Origin of the sequence: Collinsella sp. AM16-21 (assembly GCF_003471905.1) — a bacterium.
GTDB lineage: Bacteria > Actinomycetota > Coriobacteriia > Coriobacteriales > Coriobacteriaceae > Collinsella.
Genome location: NZ_QRKJ01000001.1, coordinates 99,050 through 120,005 on the forward strand (window position 1 = coordinate 99,050; position 20,956 = coordinate 120,005).

General features: G+C 61.1%; 16 protein-coding genes, 2 tRNA genes and 1 pseudogene. 4 read left to right on the plus strand and 15 right to left on the minus strand.

All coding sequences use genetic code 11. From position 1 onward, the window contains the following. Window positions 1–167: 167 nt before the first annotated feature. From DW180_RS00365 to gltB, 3 genes are all read right to left on the minus strand, one after another. Window positions 168–875, minus strand: a complete 708-nt coding sequence (locus DW180_RS00365) for a hypothetical protein (protein WP_117843055.1) — start codon at window positions 873–875, stop codon at window positions 168–170. A gap of 424 nt (window positions 876–1,299) precedes the next feature. Next, window positions 1,300–2,781: a glutamate synthase subunit beta gene (locus DW180_RS00370; RefSeq protein ID WP_118236885.1), complete on the minus strand. Its 1,482-nt coding sequence runs from the start codon at window positions 2,779–2,781 to the stop codon at window positions 1,300–1,302. 5 nt (window positions 2,782–2,786) lie between these two features. Next, window positions 2,787–7,484, minus strand: coding sequence for a glutamate synthase large subunit (gene gltB, locus DW180_RS00375; protein WP_118236887.1), 4,698 nt, complete (start codon window positions 7,482–7,484; stop codon window positions 2,787–2,789). A gap of 290 nt (window positions 7,485–7,774) precedes the next feature. On the opposite strand from gltB, the gene DW180_RS00380 reads away from it, so the two are divergent. Continuing rightward, on the plus strand, window positions 7,775–9,067 hold the full coding sequence (locus tag DW180_RS00380) for an Nramp family divalent metal transporter (RefSeq protein WP_233545121.1): 1,293 nt from the start codon (window positions 7,775–7,777) through the stop codon (window positions 9,065–9,067). A 307-nt stretch (window positions 9,068–9,374) separates the two neighbouring features. Here the strand turns inward: DW180_RS00380 and DW180_RS00385 are convergent, their stop codons facing one another. From DW180_RS00385 to DW180_RS00410, 6 genes are all read right to left on the minus strand, one after another. Beyond that, on the minus strand, window positions 9,375–9,518 hold the full coding sequence (locus DW180_RS00385) for a rubredoxin-like domain-containing protein (protein WP_055251878.1): 144 nt from the start codon (window positions 9,516–9,518) through the stop codon (window positions 9,375–9,377). 89 nt (window positions 9,519–9,607) lie between these two features. After that, on the minus strand, window positions 9,608–10,111 hold the full coding sequence (locus tag DW180_RS00390) for a flavin reductase family protein (RefSeq protein ID WP_055251877.1): 504 nt from the start codon (window positions 10,109–10,111) through the stop codon (window positions 9,608–9,610). 207 nt (window positions 10,112–10,318) lie between these two features. Further along, complete coding sequence (gene smpB, locus DW180_RS00395) at window positions 10,319–10,789, minus strand: SsrA-binding protein SmpB (RefSeq protein WP_006235325.1); 471 nt, start codon at window positions 10,787–10,789, stop codon at window positions 10,319–10,321. Continuing rightward, window positions 10,779–11,696, minus strand: coding sequence for a hypothetical protein (locus DW180_RS00400; RefSeq protein ID WP_118236891.1), 918 nt, complete (start codon window positions 11,694–11,696; stop codon window positions 10,779–10,781). The genes smpB and DW180_RS00400 overlap by 11 nt, the downstream gene beginning before the upstream one ends. A gap of 97 nt (window positions 11,697–11,793) precedes the next feature. Beyond that, window positions 11,794–11,870, minus strand: a tRNA-Glu gene (locus DW180_RS00405). A gap of 17 nt (window positions 11,871–11,887) precedes the next feature. Beyond that, a tRNA-Gln gene (locus DW180_RS00410) sits at window positions 11,888–11,961 on the minus strand. A 276-nt stretch (window positions 11,962–12,237) separates the two neighbouring features. Here DW180_RS00410 and DW180_RS00415 point away from each other — a divergent pair. Continuing rightward, window positions 12,238–12,648, plus strand: coding sequence for a hypothetical protein (locus tag DW180_RS00415; RefSeq protein WP_118066577.1), 411 nt, complete (start codon window positions 12,238–12,240; stop codon window positions 12,646–12,648). A gap of 45 nt (window positions 12,649–12,693) precedes the next feature. On the opposite strand, the gene DW180_RS00420 is transcribed toward DW180_RS00415, so the two are convergent. The 6 genes from DW180_RS00420 to ftsE all read right to left on the minus strand — a co-directional run bounded on the left by DW180_RS00420 (window position 12,694) and on the right by ftsE (window position 19,101). Next, window positions 12,694–13,053 (minus strand): arsenate reductase family protein, encoded by a 360-nt coding sequence (locus tag DW180_RS00420; protein WP_118066575.1) that lies wholly within the window; start codon window positions 13,051–13,053, stop codon window positions 12,694–12,696. 122 nt (window positions 13,054–13,175) lie between these two features. Then, entirely contained in the window at window positions 13,176–13,757 is a 582-nt protein-coding gene (locus DW180_RS00425) for a VanZ family protein (RefSeq protein ID WP_118066573.1), read from the minus strand. A 104-nt stretch (window positions 13,758–13,861) separates the two neighbouring features. Further along, entirely contained in the window at window positions 13,862–14,467 is a 606-nt protein-coding gene (locus DW180_RS00430; RefSeq protein WP_118066571.1) for a recombinase family protein, read from the minus strand. A gap of 177 nt (window positions 14,468–14,644) precedes the next feature. Then, window positions 14,645–16,780 (minus strand): ribonuclease R family protein, encoded by a 2,136-nt coding sequence (locus DW180_RS00435; RefSeq protein WP_118236895.1) that lies wholly within the window; start codon window positions 16,778–16,780, stop codon window positions 14,645–14,647. 193 nt (window positions 16,781–16,973) lie between these two features. After that, complete coding sequence (gene ftsX / locus DW180_RS00440) at window positions 16,974–17,894, minus strand: permease-like cell division protein FtsX (protein ID WP_117735980.1); 921 nt, start codon at window positions 17,892–17,894, stop codon at window positions 16,974–16,976. After that, window positions 17,881–19,101, minus strand: coding sequence for a cell division ATP-binding protein FtsE (gene ftsE / locus DW180_RS00445; RefSeq protein WP_117735981.1), 1,221 nt, complete (start codon window positions 19,099–19,101; stop codon window positions 17,881–17,883). Before ftsE ends, ftsX begins: the two co-directional genes overlap by 14 nt. A 518-nt stretch (window positions 19,102–19,619) precedes the next feature. On the opposite strand from ftsE, the pseudogene DW180_RS10625 reads away from it, so the two are divergent. Together DW180_RS10625 and DW180_RS00450 are read left to right on the plus strand one after the other, a co-directional pair. Beyond that, window positions 19,620–19,685, plus strand: a pseudogene (locus DW180_RS10625) (zinc-ribbon domain-containing protein); the annotation flags it as partial. Between the two features lie 21 nt (window positions 19,686–19,706). After that, entirely contained in the window at window positions 19,707–20,888 is a 1,182-nt protein-coding gene (locus DW180_RS00450) for a hypothetical protein (RefSeq protein WP_233545123.1), read from the plus strand. Window positions 20,889–20,956 lie beyond the last annotated feature (68 nt).

Genomic DNA, 20,956 nt, shown 5'->3' on the forward strand with positions numbered 1-20,956 from the left:
GTAACAGTAAACCGTTCTTCAGGCCCCTAAACGTTACAGATTTAGACAAACCAGCGGTGCCCAAGCGTTCGTCTCGATCTGTAACAGATAGGCTGGTTTTTTGTCCCCAAACGTTACAGATCGAGACAAAAAGGCAAAAGGCAAGGCAGGCGACAACCACCCATCCCCTACTCCCACTCCTGCTCGTAGATGTTGAGCGACTTTACGTACCGCCCCTGGACGCCCATGATGTCGCGGACCAGACGCAAGAAGAAGCTGATGCACGAGGTGTCAAAGCCGTCCTGCAGGTCCTCCGGATGCACCGCACCCGGCCCATCGACCGCCGTATCGCTCAGCCGCGCGATGTCATACAGGTAGAGCTGTCCCGCCGTAAGCCAGACATCATCGACGCAGGCGAGGCGCACCGCAATCGCGCCGTCACTCCAGTGCTCCTTCTGCACGATATGCGGATCGTAGACATCAAAGCGATGATCGGTGCGCGTGTCCTTCAGCACGACCATGCCGGACGCAGGATCCTTGTCCAAAATGCCAAAGCGCGAGAAATACTGCGTGTCGCGTACCTGCTCGAGCCGCTTGAGCGAGGCAGGCGAAAGCGATGCCGGCGGCTCGTCAACATATAGCTCGAGCAGCGTTTTGCCATGGCGATAGGGGCGCTCAAACAGCAGCCAATCGGTAAACGCCATGTTGTAGGCCATGATTTCGTTTTGCGAAGGCTCGGTGCAATAGCTGAGCCACGGGTCGACAATGATCTCGAACTGTTCGCGCGCCGGCTCCAGGAATTGAAACTTCCGCAGCATCCAAAAGTGAGCCATGTCGGCAATATCGTTGCCGACGGCTTCAGCCAGCTCTGCTCGGTCAAAAGCGTGGTCAGTCATGGCATCCTCCTCAAACTGATGGACCTCAATTTGAGCTTACAAGGAGGGTGGGCAGCCACGACCAGCGCGGGCAAAATAGGCCTCCGGCTGCAAACCAGATGCTGACCAAACACTTGACGAAAAGCTTGACCGAAAATGCGCGCCGCAACAAAACCGCAGGTAAACATCGACGGCCAACCCGCCCTTTTGAGCCAGATGCCCGCAGCCACCACTTAAACAACAGGTGACCACAGCCCAAGAAGTCGACAAATGAACGCCCGTACGTCGACAAACGAGCAAACTGCTCGCAAATCCGCAAGGAGTGTCCCCGAATGCCGACAGAAAAGGAACGTCCCTAACTGCCGGCACTTAGGGACGTTCCTTTTGTGCCGGCAGTTGGGGACAGCCCTTGCCGATTCGATTGTTGAATATCTCCGTGACTACTTTACAGCTCCAGCGCATCGGCGACTTCAGCAGCGCAGGCCAGGGCGTCGGCCATAGCGTTCACCACGAGCGAGCTGCCGTTGCGAGCGTCGCCGGCAACATACACCGGCGCGGCATCCGCGGCGACGCCGTCGACACGCGCCGCAAGATGCGAGCCCTCGGCAGCCATCACCGGCAGCGGACGGCCAGCGGCGGCAACAGGCACGCCGGCAGCGTCGAACACGCTGTGCTCCGGGCCCGTAAAGCCGCAGGCAATGAGCACCAGCTGGGCCGGCACCTCGTGCTCAGAGCCCGCGATGCACTCGGGCTTTCCCGCCGACCAGTCCAGATCGACCACGCGCAGGCCCGCAGCCGCACCCTTCTTGTCCAGCAGCACCTCGAGGGTATCCACGCCCCAGGCACGCATCTCGCCACCCATCGCAGCGATAACCTCTTGCTGGCCGTAGTCGGTCTTCTTAACGTTGGGCCACTGCGGCCAGGGGTTGCTCGCCGCGCGCTTATCGGTCGCAGCCGGCAAGAACTCAAACTGGCGCACGCTGCGCGCGCCCTGACGCACGGCGGTACCCACGCAGTCGTTGCCGGTATCGCCACCGCCAATGACCGCAACGTCCAGGCCGCGTGCATCGATGGCAGGCTCGCCGCCATCGAGCACCGAGACGGTCGAAGCCGTCAGGTAGTCCACCGCGTACACCACGCCGGGCGCGTCAATATTCTCAGCAGCCAGTCCACGCGGAGCACGGGCGCCGGCAGCCACCACGACGGCGTCAAAGTCGTCGAGCCTGGCGGTAACCTTGGGATCGCTCACGTCGGCACTCAGCTCGAACACAATGCCCAGCTCGCGCATGAGCGCCACGCGACGCTCGACCACGGACTTCTCGAGCTTCATGTTGGGAATGCCGTACATGAGCAGGCCGCCGGGGCGGTCGTCGCGCTCAAACACCGTCACGCGGGCGCCGCGACGCGCAAGCTCCCATGCAGCCACCAGACCAGCAGGACCGGAACCCACCACGGCAACCGTGGGTGCGCCCTCCCCCGCCGGCTCAAAGCGGCGCGGGCCACCGTTTGCCCACTCATGGTCGCTGATCGCACGCTCGTTGTCATGGATCGTCGTGGGCTGGCCGTCGACCGAACCCAGGTTGCACGCGGCCTCGCACAGTGCCGGGCACACGCGGCTCGTGAACTCGGGCATGGGCGAGGTGAGCGACAGGCGCTCGGCAGCCTCATCCCAGCGGCCGCGGTACACCAGCTCGTTCCACTCGGGAATCAAGTTGTGCAGCGGGCAGCCGCTCGGGCGCGCCTTGCCAAAGCTCGCGCCCATCTGGCAAAACGCCACGCCGCACATCATGCAGCGGCTCGCCTGGGCGCGACGTGCGTCGTCATCGAGCTCCACATACAGGGGATCAAAATCATGACTGCGCTCCTCCACGGGGCGAAGCTCGTGGGTCACGCGATCGATATCAAGAAAAGCACCGGGCTTACCCATGGCACTTACGCCTCCTTCTTGGTCGAAGCAACAGAGCTGGCGGCGGCGGGCACAGCACCAGCGACACCACCCGCCACATCGAAGCGAGCGACATCCGCGGCGCTCGCGCGACCGGTCACAATGTCAAACGCCAGCTCCTCGGCCTGCGCATGCGTCTTGCCGACGGCCTCGGCGGCGGCGACAATCGCCAGCACGCGCTCATACTCGGTCGGAATGACCTTCACAAAGTGCTTACTCATCGTCTCAAAGCTGTAGAGCAGCTTAATGCCGCGTGGACTCTGTGTCGCGTCCACGTGCTCCTGGATGAGCTCGCGAATCTGCGCCAGCTCGACGGCCGTCGGGGCCTTAAGCTCGACGCTCTCGTGGTTCACGCGGGCGTCGAGCGTGCCGTATTGGTCAAAGACATAGGCCACGCCACCCGTCATACCGGCGGCGAAGTTCTGCCCGACCTCACCCAGGATGAGCGCCAGACCGCCCGTCATGTACTCGCAGCCATGGTTGCCGCAGCCCTCGACCACCACGGTGGCACCGGAGTTGCGTACGCCAAAGCGCTGGCCCGCCAGACCGTTAATGAAGCCGCGGCCGCTCGTAGCGCCAAAGAACGCAACGTTGCCCACAATGATGTTCTCGTCGAACTTGTAGGTCGCATGCGGGTTGGGGCGCACAGACACCTCGCCGCCCGAAAGGCCCTTGCCAAAGTAGTCGTTGGCGTCACCGCACACGTTGAGCGTAATGCCGCGCGGCAGGAAGGCGCCAAAGCTCTGACCGGCCGAACCATCGCAATCGATGGTGATGGAGCCGGCGGGCAGGCCCTCGGGATGAGCCTTGGTCACCGCGTTGCCCAGGATGGTGCCCACGCAGCGGTTGACGTTGGCGATATCGGCGCGGAAACGAATCGGACGCAGGTGCGCACGGGCATCGGCCGTATAGGGCACGAACAACGTGGAGTCGAGCGTCTTGTCGAGCTCGCTGTCGGCAGCCATCTGCGGCAGGAAGTGACGACCGTCGGCACCCGGGATATGGGCACCAAACTCGCAGGTCGCGCTCGCCAGCACGGGCGACAGATCGAGCAGGTTGGCCTTGCGGTTGCCCGGGACCTCGATCTGGCGCAAGCACTCGGGGTGGCCGACCATCTCGTCGACGGTGCGGAAACCCAGGCTCGCCATAACCTCGCGCAGCTGCTCGGCCACAAAGAGCATAAAGTGCTCAACGTGCTCGGGCTTACCGCGGAAGCCGTGACGCAGGCGGCAGTTTTGCGTGGCGATGCCGGCCGGGCAGGTATCCTGCTGACAGTCACGCTGCATGAGGCAACCCATGGAGATGAGCGGCATGGTCGCAAAGCCAAACTCCTCGGCGCCCAGCAAGCAGGCGACGGCGACATCGGTGCCGTCCATGAGCTTGCCGTCGGCCTCGAGCACCACGCGCGAGCGCAGGCCGTTTTGCAGCAGCGTCTGTTGAGCCTCGGCAAGACCGAGCTCCAGCGGCAGACCGGCGTGCCAGATAGAGTCGCGCGCAGCGGCACCCGAGCCGCCGTTGTGGCCGCTGATCAAGATCTTGTCGGCAGCACCCTTGGCCACGCCGGTGGCGATGGTGCCGACGCCCGCCTCACTGACCAGCTTGACCGACACGCGCGCGCCGGGGTTGGCGTTCTTAAGGTCAAAGATCAGCTCTGCCAGGTCCTCGATGGAGTAGATGTCGTGGTGCGGCGGAGGCGAGATCAGGCCGATGCCGGGAGTGGACTGACGGACCTCGGCAATCCAAGGGTAGACCTTCTTGCCGGGCAGGTGGCCGCCCTCGCCGGGCTTGGCGCCCTGGGCCATCTTAATCTGAATCTCAAAGGCGCTGCACAGATAGCGGCTCGTCACGCCAAAGCGCGCACTTGCCACCTGCTTGATCGCGGAGTTCTTGGAGTCGCCGTTGGCCAGCGGGGTCTCGCGACGCGGGTCCTCGCCGCCCTCGCCTGAGTTGGAACGGCCATGCAGACGGTTCATAGCGATAGCCATGCACTCGTGCGCCTCTTTGCTGATGGAGCCGTACGACATGGCGCCGGTGTTAAAGCGGCGGACGATGTTGAGCGCGGGCTCGACCTCGTCGAGTGCCACCGGGGTGCGGCCGCTGGCATCAAAGTCGAGCAAGTCGCGCAGGCGCACGGCACGGCCGGTACGGTGCAGACGGGCGCTGTACTCCTTAAAGGTGTCGTAGCTGTCCTCACGGCAGGCGGTCTGCAGCAGGTAGACGGTCTGGGGGTCGATGAGGTGTTCCTCGCCGCCGAGCGGGCGCCACTTGGTCAGACCCAGCGTAGGCAGCTGATCGGGAGCCGGGCTCTTAAGGATGGCGAGCGCGGCGTCGTAGCGCTCGTTTTGCTCGCGCTCAACGTCCTCGACACCCATACCACCCACACGGCTCACCGTGCCGGCGAAGTACGCGTTGACGAACTCCGGCGTAAAGCCCACGGCCTCGAAGATCTGCGCCGAATGGTAGCTCTGCACTGTGGAGATGCCCATCTTGGACATGATGGAGACGATGCCGGCGGTCGCAGCCTTGTTGTAGTTGGCGATGCCCTGCTCGGCCGTCACGTCCAGGTCGCCGCGTGCCGCCAGATCGCGGATGCACGCATGTGCGTTGTACGGATAGATGCCGCTCGCGGAGTAGCCCACCAGCGCCGCAAAGTCGTGCGGGGACACGGCGTCGCCACACTCCACCACGATGTCGGCAAAAGTACGCACGCCGGCGCGGATCAGGTGGTTGTGCACGCATCCCACGGCGAGCAGTGACGGCACAGGGACCTCGCCCGCCGCAGCACGGTCGCTCAGCACCACGATGTTCACGCCATCGCGGACCGCAGCCTCGACGTCCTCGGCAAGCTGCTTGAGCCCAGCCTGCAGCGCGCCCTCGCCGGCATCGCGGCGGTAGACGGCACGGAAGCGGCGGGTCTTAAAGCCCACGCGGTCGATGGCGCAGATGCGGTCAAACTCCTCCTCGCTCAGCAGCGGACGCTCCAGGCGCACCAGCTGGCAGGCCGTACGGGAATCCTCAAGCAGGTTGCCGTGGTTGCCCAGGTAGAGCGTGGTCGAAGTTACCATATGCTCACGCAGGGCATCGATCGGAGGATTCGTGACCTGAGCGAACAGCTGATAGAAGTAGTCAAAGAACGAGCGCGTCTTCTTGGACAGGCAGGCCAGCGGTGCGTCGATGCCCATCGAGGCGAGTGGGGCCTTGCCCTGCTGGGCCATAGGACGCACGACCTCGTCGACGTCATCCCAGTGGTAGCCGAGCTTGGCCATACGCACGGCGGCGGGCACCTCGGCGTCCTCGGCGGGCGCGGGCGCGGCGGACTCATCGAGCGCGTCGACGGCCAGCGTCTCCTCGGCAATCCAGTCGTGGTAGGGCTTCTCCTTGGCATAGCGGGCGCGCAGCTCGTCGTTGTAGATGACGCGGCCGCGGGCAAAATCGACCTCGAGCATCTGGCCCGGTCCCAGGCAGCCGCTCGTCAGGATGTTCTCGGGGCGCACCTCGATGGTGCCCACTTCGCTTGCCAGCATAAAGCGGCCATCGCGCGTCACGTAGTAGCGGGCGGGGCGCAAGCCGTTGCGGTCGAGGGCGGCGCCCAGCGTGCGACCGTCGGTAAAGGCGATGGCCGCCGGGCCGTCCCAGGGCTCCATGAGCATGGACTGGTAGGCGTCGTAGGCGCGGCGCTCCTCGCTCAGACTGTCGTTGTGGTCCCACGGCTCAGGTAGCAGCATGGACGCAGCGCGCGTAAGCGGGCGACCGTTCATAACCAAAAACTCAAGCACGTTGTCCAAAATCGCCGAGTCGGAACCCTCGCGGTTGATGATGGGCATCACGCGCTCAAGATCGTGCTGCAGCACGGGGCTGTACAGGTTGGGCTCGCGGGCGCGAATCCAGTTGACGTTGCCCTTGAGGGTGTTGATCTCGCCGTTGTGGATGATAAAACGGTTGGGGTGCGCACGCTCCCAGCTGGGCGTGGTGTTGGTGGAGTAGCGCGAGTGGACGAGCGCAACGGCCGTCTTGACAGCGGCGTCGTTGAGATCGATGAAGAAGCGGCGCATCTGCGTGGCGACGAGCATGCCCTTGTACACGATAGTGCGCGAGCTCATGGAGCAGACGTAGAAGATCTTGTCGCGCAGGGCAAACTCGGCGTCGGCCTTCTTCTCGATAGTGCGACGGCACACGTACAGGCGGCGCTCGAAGGCGTCACCCGCCGGCGTATCGTCGGGGCGGCCCAGAAAGGCTTGCAGAATGGTGGGCATGCAGGCGCGTGCCGTCTCGCCCAGGTCGTGCGGGTCGACGGGCACCTCGCGCCAAAAGAGCAGCGGCACGCCGGCCTCGGCGCAGCCCTCCTCAAACACGCGACGGGCATCCTCTACGCCCTTGTCGTCCTGCGGAAAGAACAGCATGGCCACGCCATAGTCGCCCTCTGCCGGCAGAATCTGGCCGCACTTTTGAGCCTCTTTGCGAAAAAAGTGATGCGGAACCTGGAACAGGATACCGGCACCGTCGCCGGTGTTCTTCTCGAGTCCCGTGCCGCCGCGGTGCTCCAAGTTGACCAGAATGGACAGCGCGTCGTCCAGAATCTGGTGATGGCGCTCACCGTTGATATCGGCAAGTGCGCCGATGCCACATGCATCGTGGTCGAATTCGGGGCGATAAAGGCCCTGCTGTTGAGCGGAATCTGCCTGCATCGCGATCCTCCCCTAGAAATATGACAGTCAGTTGAATAGGCATACTAGGAGCATCGCCGGTCCGCTGTGTTTCCCACCCGTTTCGAAACAATCGCGTAACGCACGCGGGACATCTACGTCTTGCCATCAAACGCGTACATCAGCCTCCAAACATGTCAAAAAACGACATCTTTGGAGGCTGACGTACACCTTTTGGAGCAGAACAGCATGTCCCCAATGCACCAACCAATCCCCGCTGGACCAATATTTTGTTAGTCTTGGTTAACTTTTTAGCCTAAAACGGGTATCCTTTGCGGCGTCAAGCAAACGGCACGCAGGAGCGCACCATGATCAACCATCTCAAACATCATTTTGGCTCCCGACGCACCGGTGGTCACGGAGGCCTAGACATTGCGCGGCATATCGGCCCCGGGCTGCTCGTGACCGTCGGCTTTATCGACCCGGGCAACTGGGCCTCCAATATGGCCGCGGGCTCGCAGTTTGGCTACGCGCTGCTGTGGATCGTCACGCTGTCCACGATTATGCTCATTGTGCTGCAGCACAACGCTGCGCACCTGGGTATCGCCACGGGCGCCTGCCTTGCCGAGGCCACGACACGTTACCTCCCCCGCTTCGTTGGACGCACGGTACTCGCCAGTGCCTATCTCGCGACTGTCGCCACCGCCATGGCCGAAGTCCTGGGTGGCGCGATTGCCCTTCAAATGCTCTTTGGGCTGCCCGTGCGCGCGGGCTGCGTCATCGTGGCGGCAGTATCGATGGCGATGCTCATGATGAACTCCTACAAGCATGCCGAACGCTGGATCATCGCCTTCGTAGGCGTGGTAGGACTCTCGTTTTTGGCCGAGCTTGCACTAGTCAAGGTCGACTGGCCGCAAGCCGCCGCAAGCTGGATCACGCCTAGTATGCCCACTGGCTCTGCCGCGATTATCGTGAGCGTTCTGGGTGCGGTCGTTATGCCACACAACCTTTTTCTGCACTCCGAGGTCATCCAATCCATGCACTTCGAAGGCCAAGGCGAGCAGGTTATCGAAGAACGTCTGCGCTACGAGCTCTTCGACACGCTCTTTTCGATGGGCGTGGGCTGGGCAATCAACTCGGCCATGGTCATCCTTGCCGCAACGACCTTCTTTGCGCACGGCATGGTCGTAGACGACCTCGCCGTCGCAGCGGCCACACTCTCCCCCATTCTGGGCCCGGCGAGCTCGACCATCTTTGCGGTAGCGCTGCTGTTCGCGGGACTATCGAGCAGCGTGACAGCGGGCATGGCGGCGGGAACCATCACTGCGGGCATGTTCGACGAGGAATACGACATCCACGACCGACATTCCTCGATCGGGGTGGCGGCCTGTTTCGTCGGCGCAGTGACGGCGTGCCTGGTCGTCCCAAATCCTTTTGAAGGTCTCATCTGGAGTCAGGCGCTGCTGTCGCTTCAGCTGCCGATTACGGTCTTTGTGCTCATACGGCTCACCAGCTCACGCCGCGTCATGGGCAAATATGCCAATTCGCGCCCGCTCAACGCGCTGCTCGTAGGGATCGGTGCCATCGTGACGATTCTCGATGTCGTGTTGTTGACAGGGATGTAATGGGGCGGGGCACCTACTCAGGCAAACGTCTCGATCTGTAACATCTAGACCCGCTTTCGATGTCTAGATGTTACAGATTGAGATCTTCTGCCGGACGGTTTTGGTTTGTCTCGATATGTAACAAGTGGGCCCAATTTCCACCGTTAGATGTTACAGATTGAGACAAAAGGTCGGCCGGACTCACAACAGACAGGATCGGCCAACAGCAACCGTGATCCCTTGGGGGCGGAGGAAAAGGGCCCCGGCCGAGAATTCGACCGAGGCCCTTGGACAGAGCTATGTTCGGCTTTCGCCGTGTGTCTGCGAGCTACTCCTCGACGAGCTCAAACTGATCGGGACCGACGCCGCACACCGGGCACACATAATCCTCGGGCAGCTCGGGCGTATCGACCTCAACCTCGTAACCGCAAACGACGCACACGAACTTATACGTCTTCTTCTCCTCAGCCATGATGTTCTCCTCTCAAACGCGACTGGTGATGTACTTCATTTATCAGTATAGATTCTCAATAATATAATGCAAGTATTTTTAAAACATTTCTAGCCTTGATACGAGGACGCCTTCGGAGGCGTCTTGCCCTTCAGGACCTTATGGTAGTAATCGTAGGTGAGCGGCGTCTCGTCACTCAAGCGCTCGGCATCCTCGACCTCGCCGATAAACAGTAGATGCGTGCCAACATCCACAGTGTCGATCAAATGGCAGCTAAACAGGGCCGCCGCGTGCTCGGGCACATAGGGCATGCCCAGAGCCGTCTCGCGGGTCTCGTATTTGGCAAACTTGTCATAATCGCTGCTGGTGCGGAACCCAAAGTTACCGATGTAGAGCATATCGGCGGTCTGATCGATCACGGTCAGCGCGAACGCTTTGGCCGAAGCGATGACGCCCGAGGTGACGTTGTCCTTGTTCACGGCAACCGAAATGCGCGGCGGCATGGACGTCACCTGCACCGCAGTGTTGATGACGCAGCCGGCACGCAGCCCGTCTGCCGCGGCGCTCACCACGTACAGACCGCTCGGCATGGTAAAGAACGCAGTTTTGTCCATAACGATCACTCCCCTAGCTCGGGTTGGAACCTCATGGATGTATGTACCCACAAAAAAGGCAGCGCCCATAACGGACGCCGCCTTTGAAACATATGTGTCAGAACAGTAAGAAAGATGAGACGCCCGCAGTTGCGGTGAAATAGGGACTGAATAGCCCCCTCAAACAGGCAAACCAGTCCGTATTCCACCGCAACTTATGAAGGACGGTCAGCGGTTGCGTTCCTTGAGGGCGCGGTCGATCTCGCGTTGGACATCACGCTTGGCCATGTCCTCGCGCTTGTCGTAGAGCTTCTTGCCGCGACCCAGGCCCAGCAGCAGTTTTACGCGACCGTCGGTATTAAAGTAGAGCTCCAACGGAACCAGCGCATAACCACGGTTGCGAAGTTTGCCGTCAAGAAAGTCAATCTCCTTGCGGTGCAGCAGCAGACGGCGCCGACGGTCGGGATCGCGATTCCACACGCCACCATGGCTATAAGGGTGGATATGCAGGCCGACGAGCCAGCACTCACCGCCACGAATCAATGCAAAGGTATCGGTGATCTGGCAGGCGCGCTCGCGAATCGACTTGACCTCGGTGCCGCTCAGCTCAATACCGCACTCAAACGTCTCATCGATAAAGTACTCGTGATGTGCCGAGCGATTCTTGGAAATGAGCTTGCGCTCGCGCTTACTGGGCATCGCCGACCTCCTTGGCGCCATCGGCGTTTGAGCCCGCAGCCTCGCGCTTTGCCTTGCGCTCGGCATTGAGCTCGGCATCGCTCTCGCGCACCAGCTTGATAATCGCCGCGCATGCCTCCTCGCCCACCAGGTCGCGGGCACGGACCGTCAGACGCGTAGCCTCCTGCTTGTCGCCGTCGCTTGCAGCATCGGTCGCGCACATGATCAGGCAGATGGCGATCTCGGCCGAAGGCGAGGTCGGCACGCCCTGCAGGGCGAGCTCACCCATCACATGGTCGTCACTCTCGTCCGCGGCATCCGGATAGGTGGTATGGATCTTGTTGAGCAGGCGCGTCGTATGCGCATCGTTGGGCGCCAGGCGCAGCGCCAGACGCGCGCAGCCCACGGCAGCCGAAATGTTCTCGGTCTCGGGCTCCAAGAAGTACTGACCCAAATTGGTGTAGGCGCGTGCGGCGCACTTACCGTCGCTCGCGCGCTCCAGCACCGAGAACGAGAGCGATGCCCACTCCTGCTTGTCCTCGAGCGCGCGGAACAGCTCGGCCAAGTCCAAGCGATAGTTGCAGTTCATGGGATCCCAACGCACGGCCTGCATCAGGGCATTCCGAGCACTCACATAATCCTGCTGGCGAATGTAGGCAAACGCCATGTCGGAGTACAGGCGGTCAAAGGGAACCTCGACCTGCACCAGCTCGCGCGGATCCTTCTCCACGCGGCGATAGGCCAGGCGCTCAAACTTGCTGTCGAAGCTAAAGTACTGGCGCTTCTCCTCCGTCTTGCACTCGGCGTCGATATACTCCTCGGCGAGCTCCACCAGACGCTCCAACAGCGGCGTCGCCGTAGCCAGGTCGCCCTGCGCCAGATAGTTCTCGGCATACGTGATGTCTTCCAAGCTGATAGGCAGGTCCATGACAACTCCTCGGTCCGGGCGGCAGACTCAACGCGCGCCTTAAATATCGGTCAATACACAAAACCCGGGTCTCTTACGAGGCCCGGGCGTTCAATTTTGGTAGCCCGTACCAGATTCGAACTGGTGATCTCCGCCTTGAGAGGGCGGCGTCCTAAACCGCTAGACGAACGGGCCATATGTAGCAAATGCAATGGCTGGGATGGAGGGAGTCGAACCCCCATTGACGGAACCAGAATCCGCTGTCCTGCCATTAGACGACATCCCAATGACTGCATCGCTGCGCTCGGCTGTGCCTTTGCGCAAGAAAGAAATATACGGGAAGTACCGCCGTGACGCAAGCCCCAATTTTGACTTTTTTAAAATTCAGCCAAATTGGCCTAATTTAGTCCAACCCGTGAAGGACCTGTGAAGCCGACCGCTGCACACGAAGGGCAAAACGCCGCGAGCGGTAGCCGTCAACCGTTGGCAGATTCTACCGTGAAAACGATAGCACCAGGCAACACAATCGGAGTATCAATGATCGCGTAGATATCGAGGCGCCATGGACGAAGAGCTTGATTACCTATGGGAGACCCTGGGCCTCGAGATCACTGCTGACCTTTGGCCCGAACGGGACAAAATCCATCCCACACTGCGCCCCGCCATCACGGTGATGCAGGCAAACTACCGCCGTGCATCCTTTTTGATCATGCGGATGTCATGGCACGCGGGACTCCCCGACCTTAAGCGAATCCAGGCAAGCCTCGTCGAGCTGTCCGGCATGCCGACCGTCATATCCGAGGCGCGCCTGGAGCAGCGCCAGCGCGAGCGACTGCAACAGCAGCGGATTCCCTTTATCTGCCCCGGCATTCAGGCATACCTGCCCTTTATGGACGAGGAGTACTGGAGCGGCAAGCCCAACAAGCACGTAAAGGTCTACGATCCGCACGAATGGGCACAGCTGAAGGACTGACTGGGGCAGGCCCGCACTCGAAATGGGACGTACTTTCCGCAGCCGCTACAGCAACGCCTCGGCCCAAGCCGATTCCCTAAAGCCGGGAATCACAAAGTCGTCGCCCACCAGCAGCGGACGCTTGACCAGCATGCCGTCGGTCGCCAGCAGCTCGTAGCACTCCCGATCCGTCATGCCCGCATCCAGACGCGCCTTCAGGCCCAGCTCTCGATATTTCATGCCCGACGAATTAAAGAAGCGCCGCACCGGCAGCCCCGAACGAGCAATCCAGGTCGCTAGCTCATCAGCCGTGGGATTGTCCAAAACGATATCGCGGTCGATATACTCTACCCCGTGTTCGTCCAGCCACGCCTTGGCCTTTTTGCAGGTCGAGCACTTGGGATATTCAACAAACAGTACGGTCATGGGATTTCCTTTCTTAGAGAAAACGGGTGTCTGGAAAACTGCACATCGACGGCCACTCGCGATTGCAGCCGTTATTGTAGTCAATGTCGAAGCGCAGGCAGTCGCGATGTCTCGTCTTAAGGCTAGCGCCTCGCATGGGCGCCGATCGGCCGATTCGCATGGCGCACCAACGCCGCCGCCAGCAATACCAACAGCATGGCGGTGACATAGCCCGCAGCATCGAATCCTAGATCGATAACGTCGAAATGCCTGCCGGGAACAAAGATCTTATGTACCTGATCGCCAACGGAGCAGGCGGCGCAAAAGAGCAATACGGGCACGCAACGGGAGCATACGCTCCACGGACGCCTGGAAAAGCAAACCACGACCACCGAGGCGAACAATCCGACGAAGAAAAACTCTACGGTATGGGCAACGCGACGGACGTTCGTGCCCACCCACATGCGAATGGAAGCAAGTCGGCCAGACCGGACATTCGAGGCAGCCGAATCGGCGCCCCCGGTCATTCCGTTCTCCGTCTGGGCTTCACCCGTGGCATCGACAGCCTGAACGCCCGTAGCCTGACCCTCTACCACACGCGCGGTGGACTCGCTCAGCAACGACGTCTCCACCGCATTTTGCTCCGTCAGCACCCAGATGCCCGCCAGCGTTACAACGAACAGAACGATCGCGGTCCATCCGATTATTTGTTTTACGCGCGACAAGGGCCAACCTCCTTTTTTGAATATCAGCGAGTGTAGCCCCAAATGACATCGTCACCGTATCAAAATTTGAATCGCAACAGGAAGCGACAAAGCGACGCAAACCTCTACCCCGCCTCGCGCATCCAGCGATCGAACGTCCCCACGCACACGCCCAGGCACTTTGCTGCCTGGCTGCGGGTTATATCGCCCGCCTCATAGCTATCGCGCACCAGCTCAAACTGAGGAGGGCACGGCTTGCGAGGTCGACCGAAACGGACCCCTCGCGCCCGCGCAGCTGCAATTCCCTCCGCCTGGCGCCGATGGATATTCTCGCGCTCCACCTGCGCCACGTAGCTCAGCAGTTGCAGCACAATATCGGCAATCAGGGTGTTGGTCACATCCGGCGTGCCGCTGGCCCTGACGCGCGTGTCAAGCAATGGCATGTCCAACACCACAATGGCAACCCCGAGCTCCTTGGTAATGCGTCGCCATTCCTCAAGAATCTCGGAGTAATTACGGCCAAGTCGGTCGATAGAAAGCACCACCAGCACGTCCCCGTCTCCCAGGATGTGCAGCAGCTCGCGATACCGCGGGCGATCGAAGTCCTTGCCGCTCGCATGGTCAGCATAAATATTCGCCGAGCCCACGCCATAGGCGCCCAGCGCATCCAGCTGCCGATTTAGATTCTGATCGCGCGAACTCACCCGCGCATAACCATACACCGTCGCCATCTCATCCCCGCTTTCTTGTAAACCTGCCAAAAAGGGACAGGTTTATTTTGGTAGGTTTTACCTCTCGAATAGCAGGTAAGCGGGCGGCCGAGCAGACGGCAAGGTAGCCATGATCCAAATGCGGAGGGCGGCCCCGAAAGACCGCCCTCCGCTCTCCCGCCATGAGTCGAGATTTGGCTAATGGATAAGCTTAAAGTCCAAGTGCCCACGCGTGGTATTGACGCGCGAGACCTCGATGATCACGCGCTGCCCCAGCTCGTAGCGAGTCCCCGTGTCGGCACCCGTGAGCGTGAGCGCGTCCTCATCAAACTCAAACCACTCGTTGCCCAGACTCTTGATCGAAACCAAACCCTCAACCTGTGTCAGATCAAGGCGCACAAAGAGGCCCATGCTGCTGACCCACGAAATCGTTCCGGCGTAGCGCTCACCCAGGCGATCCTCGTAATACTGGGCGATCTTGATCTTTTGCGTCGCATGGCTGGCGGCGTCGGCCGCACGCTCGGCATCGCTGCACGCGCGGCAGATTTGCGGCAGGATGCGCGGCAGGGACTCGCGACCCTTACCGATCAGCCGCGGCGTACGCACCAAGGCGTCCTTGCCGCCCAGCTGCTCGTATGCCAGCTGCAGTTTGAGTACGCGATGCACCACCAGGTCGGGATAGCGGCGAATGGGACTCGTAAAGTGGCAATAGCACGGCGCGGCAAGTGCAAAGTGGCCCTCGTTGCGCGGCTTGTACAGTGCGCGCTGCATACTGCGCAGTAGCAACGTGTTGACGAGCGGCGCGTTGGCCGTACCGGCTGCGGCATCAACCGCCGCCTGCAGCTCGTCGGGGCTTCCCAGAGCAATGCCTGCCGCGCGACGGTCATCGATGATACCCAGCTGTGCCAGCGCCACGGCGGCACCGTGCAGGCTGTCGGGACTGGGGTCGTCGTGCACGCGATAGCAGGCCTCGATATCGCGGTCGGCCAGCCACTCCGCCACGCACTCGTTGGCCAGCAGCATGGCTTCCTCAATCAGCGACGTGGCGCACGAGCGCTCACGGGCCACGATCTGCACGGGCACACCGTCCTCGTCCAACAGCGCACGGATCTCGGCCGTATCAAAGTCGACCGAACCGCGTGCGCGACGAATACGACGGCGAAGCTCGGCGAGCTCGTTGGCAGCTACGAGGAAATCCCCCAAGTCGACGTTATAGCCGCGGGCGGTTTTCTCGCACGCAAGCCCGCGCCCGAGCGCTTCCTCGCGCGAGGATTCAACCGCAGCAACATCCTCGGCGGCGCCCTCCAGCACCGAATACTCCACCGCACCGGCACGTACCAGCAGCGCCTCGGCGCCGTCGTAGTCCATGCGCACGCGCGAGCGGATCACGCTGGGATAGGGATCGTAATGACGCACGCGACCCTGCGCATCGAGCTCAATGTCGACGGTAAACGCCAAGCGGTCCTCGTCGGGACGCAGCGAGCACAAATCGTTCGACAGGCGCTCGGGCAACATGGGCAGCACGCGATCGGCAAGATACACCGACGTCGTGCGATGGCGAGCTTCCAGATCGATATATCCGTCCCAGGCGACATAGTGCGAAACGTCGGCAATATGGACACCCAGCTTGTAGCCACCCTCGGGCGTGCGCTCCAGCGAAATGGCGTCGTCAAAGTCGCGCGCGTCGACCGGGTCAATCGTAATAACAAAGCGGTCGCGCAGGTCGCGGCGGAGCGGGTCCTTGAGCGCCGAGGTCACATCGAGCGAAAGTGCCTCGGCCTCGGCTAGCGCGGCCTCGGGATACGTATCGGTATAGCCATAGCGCGCCATCACATACTGAACGCCCAAATCGGGCGCATCATCGCCGCCAATACGGCGCTCGATCGTCACGGTGCCCGATTCCAGACGCGTCGGATATGTCAGAATGCGCGCGACGACCGCATCGCCCGGATGAACACCCAAGCGCTCCGCCGAGGTGTCCTCCGGCAGAATAAAGAAATCGGCCTTAAGGCGAGAATCAAGCGGCTCGATCACCCCGAGCGGGCCGGCGGTCTGGTATGTGCCCACCACACTAATGGCCGCACGCTCGACGACGCCCTCGATTACGGCGCGTCGCTCGCCATGCGGGCTGTTCTTAATGCTCACGGCAACGGTATCGCCGTCCATAATCTCGCGCTTGCCGCGGCCCATGACCTTGTAGTCGCCGTTTTCGGTTACAACGTAGGCGCTATGCTCATGGAGCTGCACACGTCCGGTCAGACTCGGGCGACGCTCGCTGCGCACCGGCCCGCGCTTATTGCGAGCTCCACGCTTATGCTTGTTATTGCGCCCCATGGCGCCTCCTTACTATCGATGGCCGTTTACACCCCAAGAGTCTACCCAAATGATCCCTAGGGGACGGCAGGATTGCGGGTCACATAGATAGACCAGCGTCACGATGATGCGCAATCCTGCCGTCCCCTAGGGATCAAAAAACGGGCCGCCCCCAAAAGAGACGACCCGTTGAAGGAACGAATTCCAAGCACGCCTACACGCGCAGATAGCGGCGCATGGCGATGGCGGAACCAAAGAGACCGATAATGACGCCGACCAAAATCAACGCGGCGTAGGTCACCAGGTAGTACTGCATCGGCAGCGCAAACGACATCCAGCCGATGCTCTCCTGCAGACGCGGAACCATCAGGTTACGCAGCAGCTCCAGCACGCCGATGGAAAGCAGCGAGCCCAAAATGGCCTGCAGCACACCCTCGGTAATGAACGGCCCGCGAATGAAGCCGTTGCTTGCGCCCACCAGACGCATGATCGCGATCTCACGACGACGCGCCGTAATGGACAGGCGAATCGTGTTGTTAATGAAAATGAACGCGATAAAGGTCAGCAGACCGACGAGCACTACAGCGGCGATACGGATGTAGTTCGTCACCTGGAACAGGCGGCTCACTTCCTCCTGGCCGTACAGAACGCTCGCGTTAACGTCGCCGTCGTCCGCGATCTTCTGAAAATCGGCGTTCTTCTTGAGCTTCTGGGCCGTGCTCTCGACCATGGACGGATCGTCCATCTCGATGGCATACGAAGCCGGCAGCGGGTTCTGACCGTCGAGCGCGCTCATGGTAGCGTCGGCGTTACCCGACATCTTGCTCGTGTACTCGGCCAGTGCGTCGTCCTTGTCCTTGTACGTCACGGACTTGACGTTGCTCCACGTCTTGAGCTCGGCCTCGAAGGCCTGAACATCTGCCTGGTCGGCGTCATCGCTAATAAAGGCGTTGATGACGACCTGATCCTCGACGGTGCCGATCACGGAGTTCAGCATCGCGGAACCCATAATGAACAGGCCGATGATAAACAGCGAAAGGAAAATCGTGATGACGGCGCCGAGCGAGGTGGTCCAGTTACGGAAGAAGTGGCTGATTGCCTCTTTGAGCGAGTAGCCCACGTTAGTTGGTGCCATAGTTGCCGTAACCTCCCCTCTCCTGGTCGCGGATTACGTGGCCGCCCTCGAGGGCGATCACGCGACGGTGCATGCTATCGACCATCTCGCGGTCGTGCGTAGCGACGATCACGGTAGTACCGGTGCGGTTAATGCGCTCGAGCAGCTTCATGATGCCCAGCGAAATCGCCGGATCGAGGTTGCCCGTGGGCTCGTCGCAAATCAGCAGCGGCGGGCGGTTGACCATAGCGCGGGCAACGGCCACGCGCTGCTGCTCGCCACCGGAAAGCTGATCGGGCAGCGAGTCCATCTGATCGGCCAGACCGACCAGACGCAGCACCTCGGGCACCTGGCTGCGAATGACGCCCTTGGGCTTGCCGATGCACTGCAGGGCAAACGCCACGTTTTCGTAGGCGGTCTTTTGCGGCAGGAGCTTAAAGTCCTGGAACACGGCGCCAATCTGACGACGCAGGAACGGAACCTTGCGGTTCTTGATCTTCATGAGATCCTGGCCGGCGACCAAAATGCGACCGCTTGTGGGCTTGACGTCGCGGTTGAGCGTCGACAGCAGCGTGGTCTTACCCGAGCCGGAGTGACCGACCAAAAAGACGAACTCGCCCGGATAGATTTCGATGTTGATGTCGTCGAGTGCGGGCTTGTTGGGCTGCGCCGGATAGATCTTGGTGACGTGCTCCATAAGGATGACGGGCTCGACACCGGCCTGCTTGGCCATCTTTTTGCGGCTGGCCTGCGGGTCGACGGGCGCAAACACCGACGTGAAGTCGGGGTTGTTGAGCGCGTTGTCGAGGCTTGCGACCTCGGCGGCTTGATCGCGCTCGACCACGGGAGCCGCAGGCTGCGTGGGGTCGGGAATGCCGGCAAAAAGACCGGACTGCGCGGGCTGCGGCGCGGGAGCCGCAGGGGCCATAGGATCGGGGATGCCGGCCATGGTAGGCTGCGGCGTGGCGGCGCTCATCTGAGGCTGAGCCACGCGGGCGGTCACCGTCTGAACGGGCTCAAAGCCAGCCGTGCCGGAAAGCGCAACATCGTTGTTGGGGTTGTAGGCAAAGGGATCTGCCGCCGGCTGTGCCTGATCTGCCGGCTGTGCGGGGATCGGGCTAAACAGCTGATCCTCTGAATCCGGAGTGGCGAAACGACTGCCCGCGACGCTCGGCTGCGTCTTGGGGGCTTCATCGCCCGCACCGGAGGTACGGAAGTGGTTACCCACTGGTGCTCCTTATCGTCGTGCGTTTAAACTACATGAGCGCTTTGTATTTTAGCAGGATTGCCTTTGCTGCACATAAGAAGCATGGCGGGCTTTGGGATCTGTCCGGCCGCGCACAGGGTTACCTCCCAAATCGTCCTCGGACATGTCGGAGCCCCCACTGCGCGCTTCGCGCTGCGGGGGCTCCTCCGTCCTGCGGAAAGATTTGGGAGGTAACCCTGTGCGCGGCCTGCGGCTACCAAGGAGTCGATGCGTTCGTCTTGAATGCAGCAAAACCATGCATGAGTCTGGCTGAATTGCACTTTGTTGTGCTGGGCCCTTACCCCAATAGAAACCCCGCTTGATACGGCCTCTATAGAAGTTGCGGTGAAATAGGGACTGTTTTAACAGTTAAAAGCCCTAATCAGTCCCTATTTCACCGCAACTTATATTGGGGCTCATTGTTGCGCAACTTTGGTTAGGGATATCGCTTTACAGTTGAGTTAGATAGATGGATGGTTCTAGGCTTGCTGGAGGTTGGTATGGTTTGTCCCTATTGTGGTGCTGAGCTTGCTGATGGTGCTCGGTTTTGTGTGGGATGCGGGGCTGCGCTTAACGGGACACAGGCTATGCCCGTAGCCAACCCTTCGGTTGCGCCGGCACCTGTGGGTTCGCCCGCCCCCAGCAAGAAGCCCAAGAAAGGCGTCGTGATCGCTATCGTCTGCGCGGCGGTAATCGTTGTTGGCGGGGGCGGTGGGCTGGCGTATCACCTGTATCAGCAGCATGCCCAGGAGCAGGAGCAGTATGAGTCGGCGCATTCCAAGCATGCGCTCGTGGTGAGTGTAAAGGCTGAAGGGTGGGATACCGATAACGGCGCTTCGCGTGTGCTGGTGCGCGTAAAGGGCAAGACGGTCGACGGAAAGAAGGTCGACAAGGTCGAATATGTCGCTTCCGACGGCTCGGGCATCAAGCTTATCCAGGGCAAGTACACGCTCAAGGCGGCAGGCTCCCCCATCGCTGCCGATGGCACCATCTACCAGGTGCCTTGCACAAAGGCCGAGCTTACGATCGACGATGTCTTTGCCAAGGGCGAAAAGATTGACCTGGGCGAGCTCGCCGAGCAGGATTCGGTTTTGGACTTCACCCCCATCGACGCCGCCGAGGTAACCGACGACGAGATCAACGACGCCGTGACGCTCGCCATGGCATATAAGGGCAAGGACGCGCCCAACGTCGACGCGCTGCAACACGCCGCAACGAATCGCCGCGACACCGCCGTCGCCGCCAAGAAAGCCGCCGAAGAGGAAGCGGCGCGCCAGGCCGAGGAACAGCGCAAAGCCGCCGCACGCCACATCGAGGCCCAAACCTTCAGTGTCGACCTGCCCGAGTACTGGGACGGCAGGGTCACGGCAAAGGTCAACGGGGATTCGATAGGGCTGTACTCGACCGCCTATCCCGACAAATACATCGGCAGTCTTACCGGATACGACCATGAGGTATGGGGTGGCGGCGATATCGGCGGCGGGTGTGTAAAGGACATCAACCTCGGCGGCGGCCGCTATGTAGAAATATGGATTACGCGCTGGTCCTACGACGCCGCGGTGGCTCATCTTTCCAAATTCTCATCGAGCTCGACCGGCTGCTCTGATGATGCCGCCCGCGAGACCCTCGATTTACAGTCCTTGGGAGCCGTCTCATTCGATACCATCGTCTCCGAAATGAAAGCCGCAAACGCGCCGGAATCCAAAACGCTCTTCAAGGCAGATGATATCTTTGCCGGCGCCCTCGCCCCGACCGTAAAACCTCTCTAGCTTCTTCCCCGCTTTCCCTTAAACAAAAAGCCGGGGCGCCTCCACATGGAAGGCACCCCGGCTTATTT

Excerpts from the sequence above, each read along its gene's own strand:
- DW180_RS00365 (WP_117843055.1), bottom strand. The coding sequence starts at position 875 with ATGACTGACCACGCTTTTGACCGAGCAGAGCTGGCTGAAGCCGTCGGC.
- DW180_RS00370 (WP_118236885.1), bottom strand. The coding sequence starts at position 2,781 with ATGGGTAAGCCCGGTGCTTTTCTTGATATCGATCGCGTGACCCACGAG.
- gltB (WP_118236887.1), bottom strand. The coding sequence starts at position 7,484 with ATGCAGGCAGATTCCGCTCAACAGCAGGGCCTTTATCGCCCCGAATTC.
- DW180_RS00385 (WP_055251878.1), bottom strand. The coding sequence starts at position 9,518 with ATGGCTGAGGAGAAGAAGACGTATAAGTTCGTGTGCGTCGTTTGCGGT.
- DW180_RS00390 (WP_055251877.1), bottom strand. The coding sequence starts at position 10,111 with ATGGACAAAACTGCGTTCTTTACCATGCCGAGCGGTCTGTACGTGGTG.
- smpB (WP_006235325.1), bottom strand. The coding sequence starts at position 10,789 with ATGCCCAGTAAGCGCGAGCGCAAGCTCATTTCCAAGAATCGCTCGGCA.
- DW180_RS00400 (WP_118236891.1), bottom strand. The coding sequence starts at position 11,696 with ATGGACCTGCCTATCAGCTTGGAAGACATCACGTATGCCGAGAACTAT.
- DW180_RS00415 (WP_118066577.1), top strand. The coding sequence starts at position 12,238 with ATGGACGAAGAGCTTGATTACCTATGGGAGACCCTGGGCCTCGAGATC.
- DW180_RS00420 (WP_118066575.1), bottom strand. The coding sequence starts at position 13,053 with ATGACCGTACTGTTTGTTGAATATCCCAAGTGCTCGACCTGCAAAAAG.
- DW180_RS00430 (WP_118066571.1), bottom strand. The coding sequence starts at position 14,467 with ATGGCGACGGTGTATGGTTATGCGCGGGTGAGTTCGCGCGATCAGAAT.
- DW180_RS00435 (WP_118236895.1), bottom strand. The coding sequence starts at position 16,780 with ATGGGGCGCAATAACAAGCATAAGCGTGGAGCTCGCAATAAGCGCGGG.
- ftsX (WP_117735980.1), bottom strand. The coding sequence starts at position 17,894 with ATGGCACCAACTAACGTGGGCTACTCGCTCAAAGAGGCAATCAGCCAC.
- DW180_RS00450 (WP_233545123.1), top strand. The coding sequence starts at position 19,707 with ATGCCCGTAGCCAACCCTTCGGTTGCGCCGGCACCTGTGGGTTCGCCC.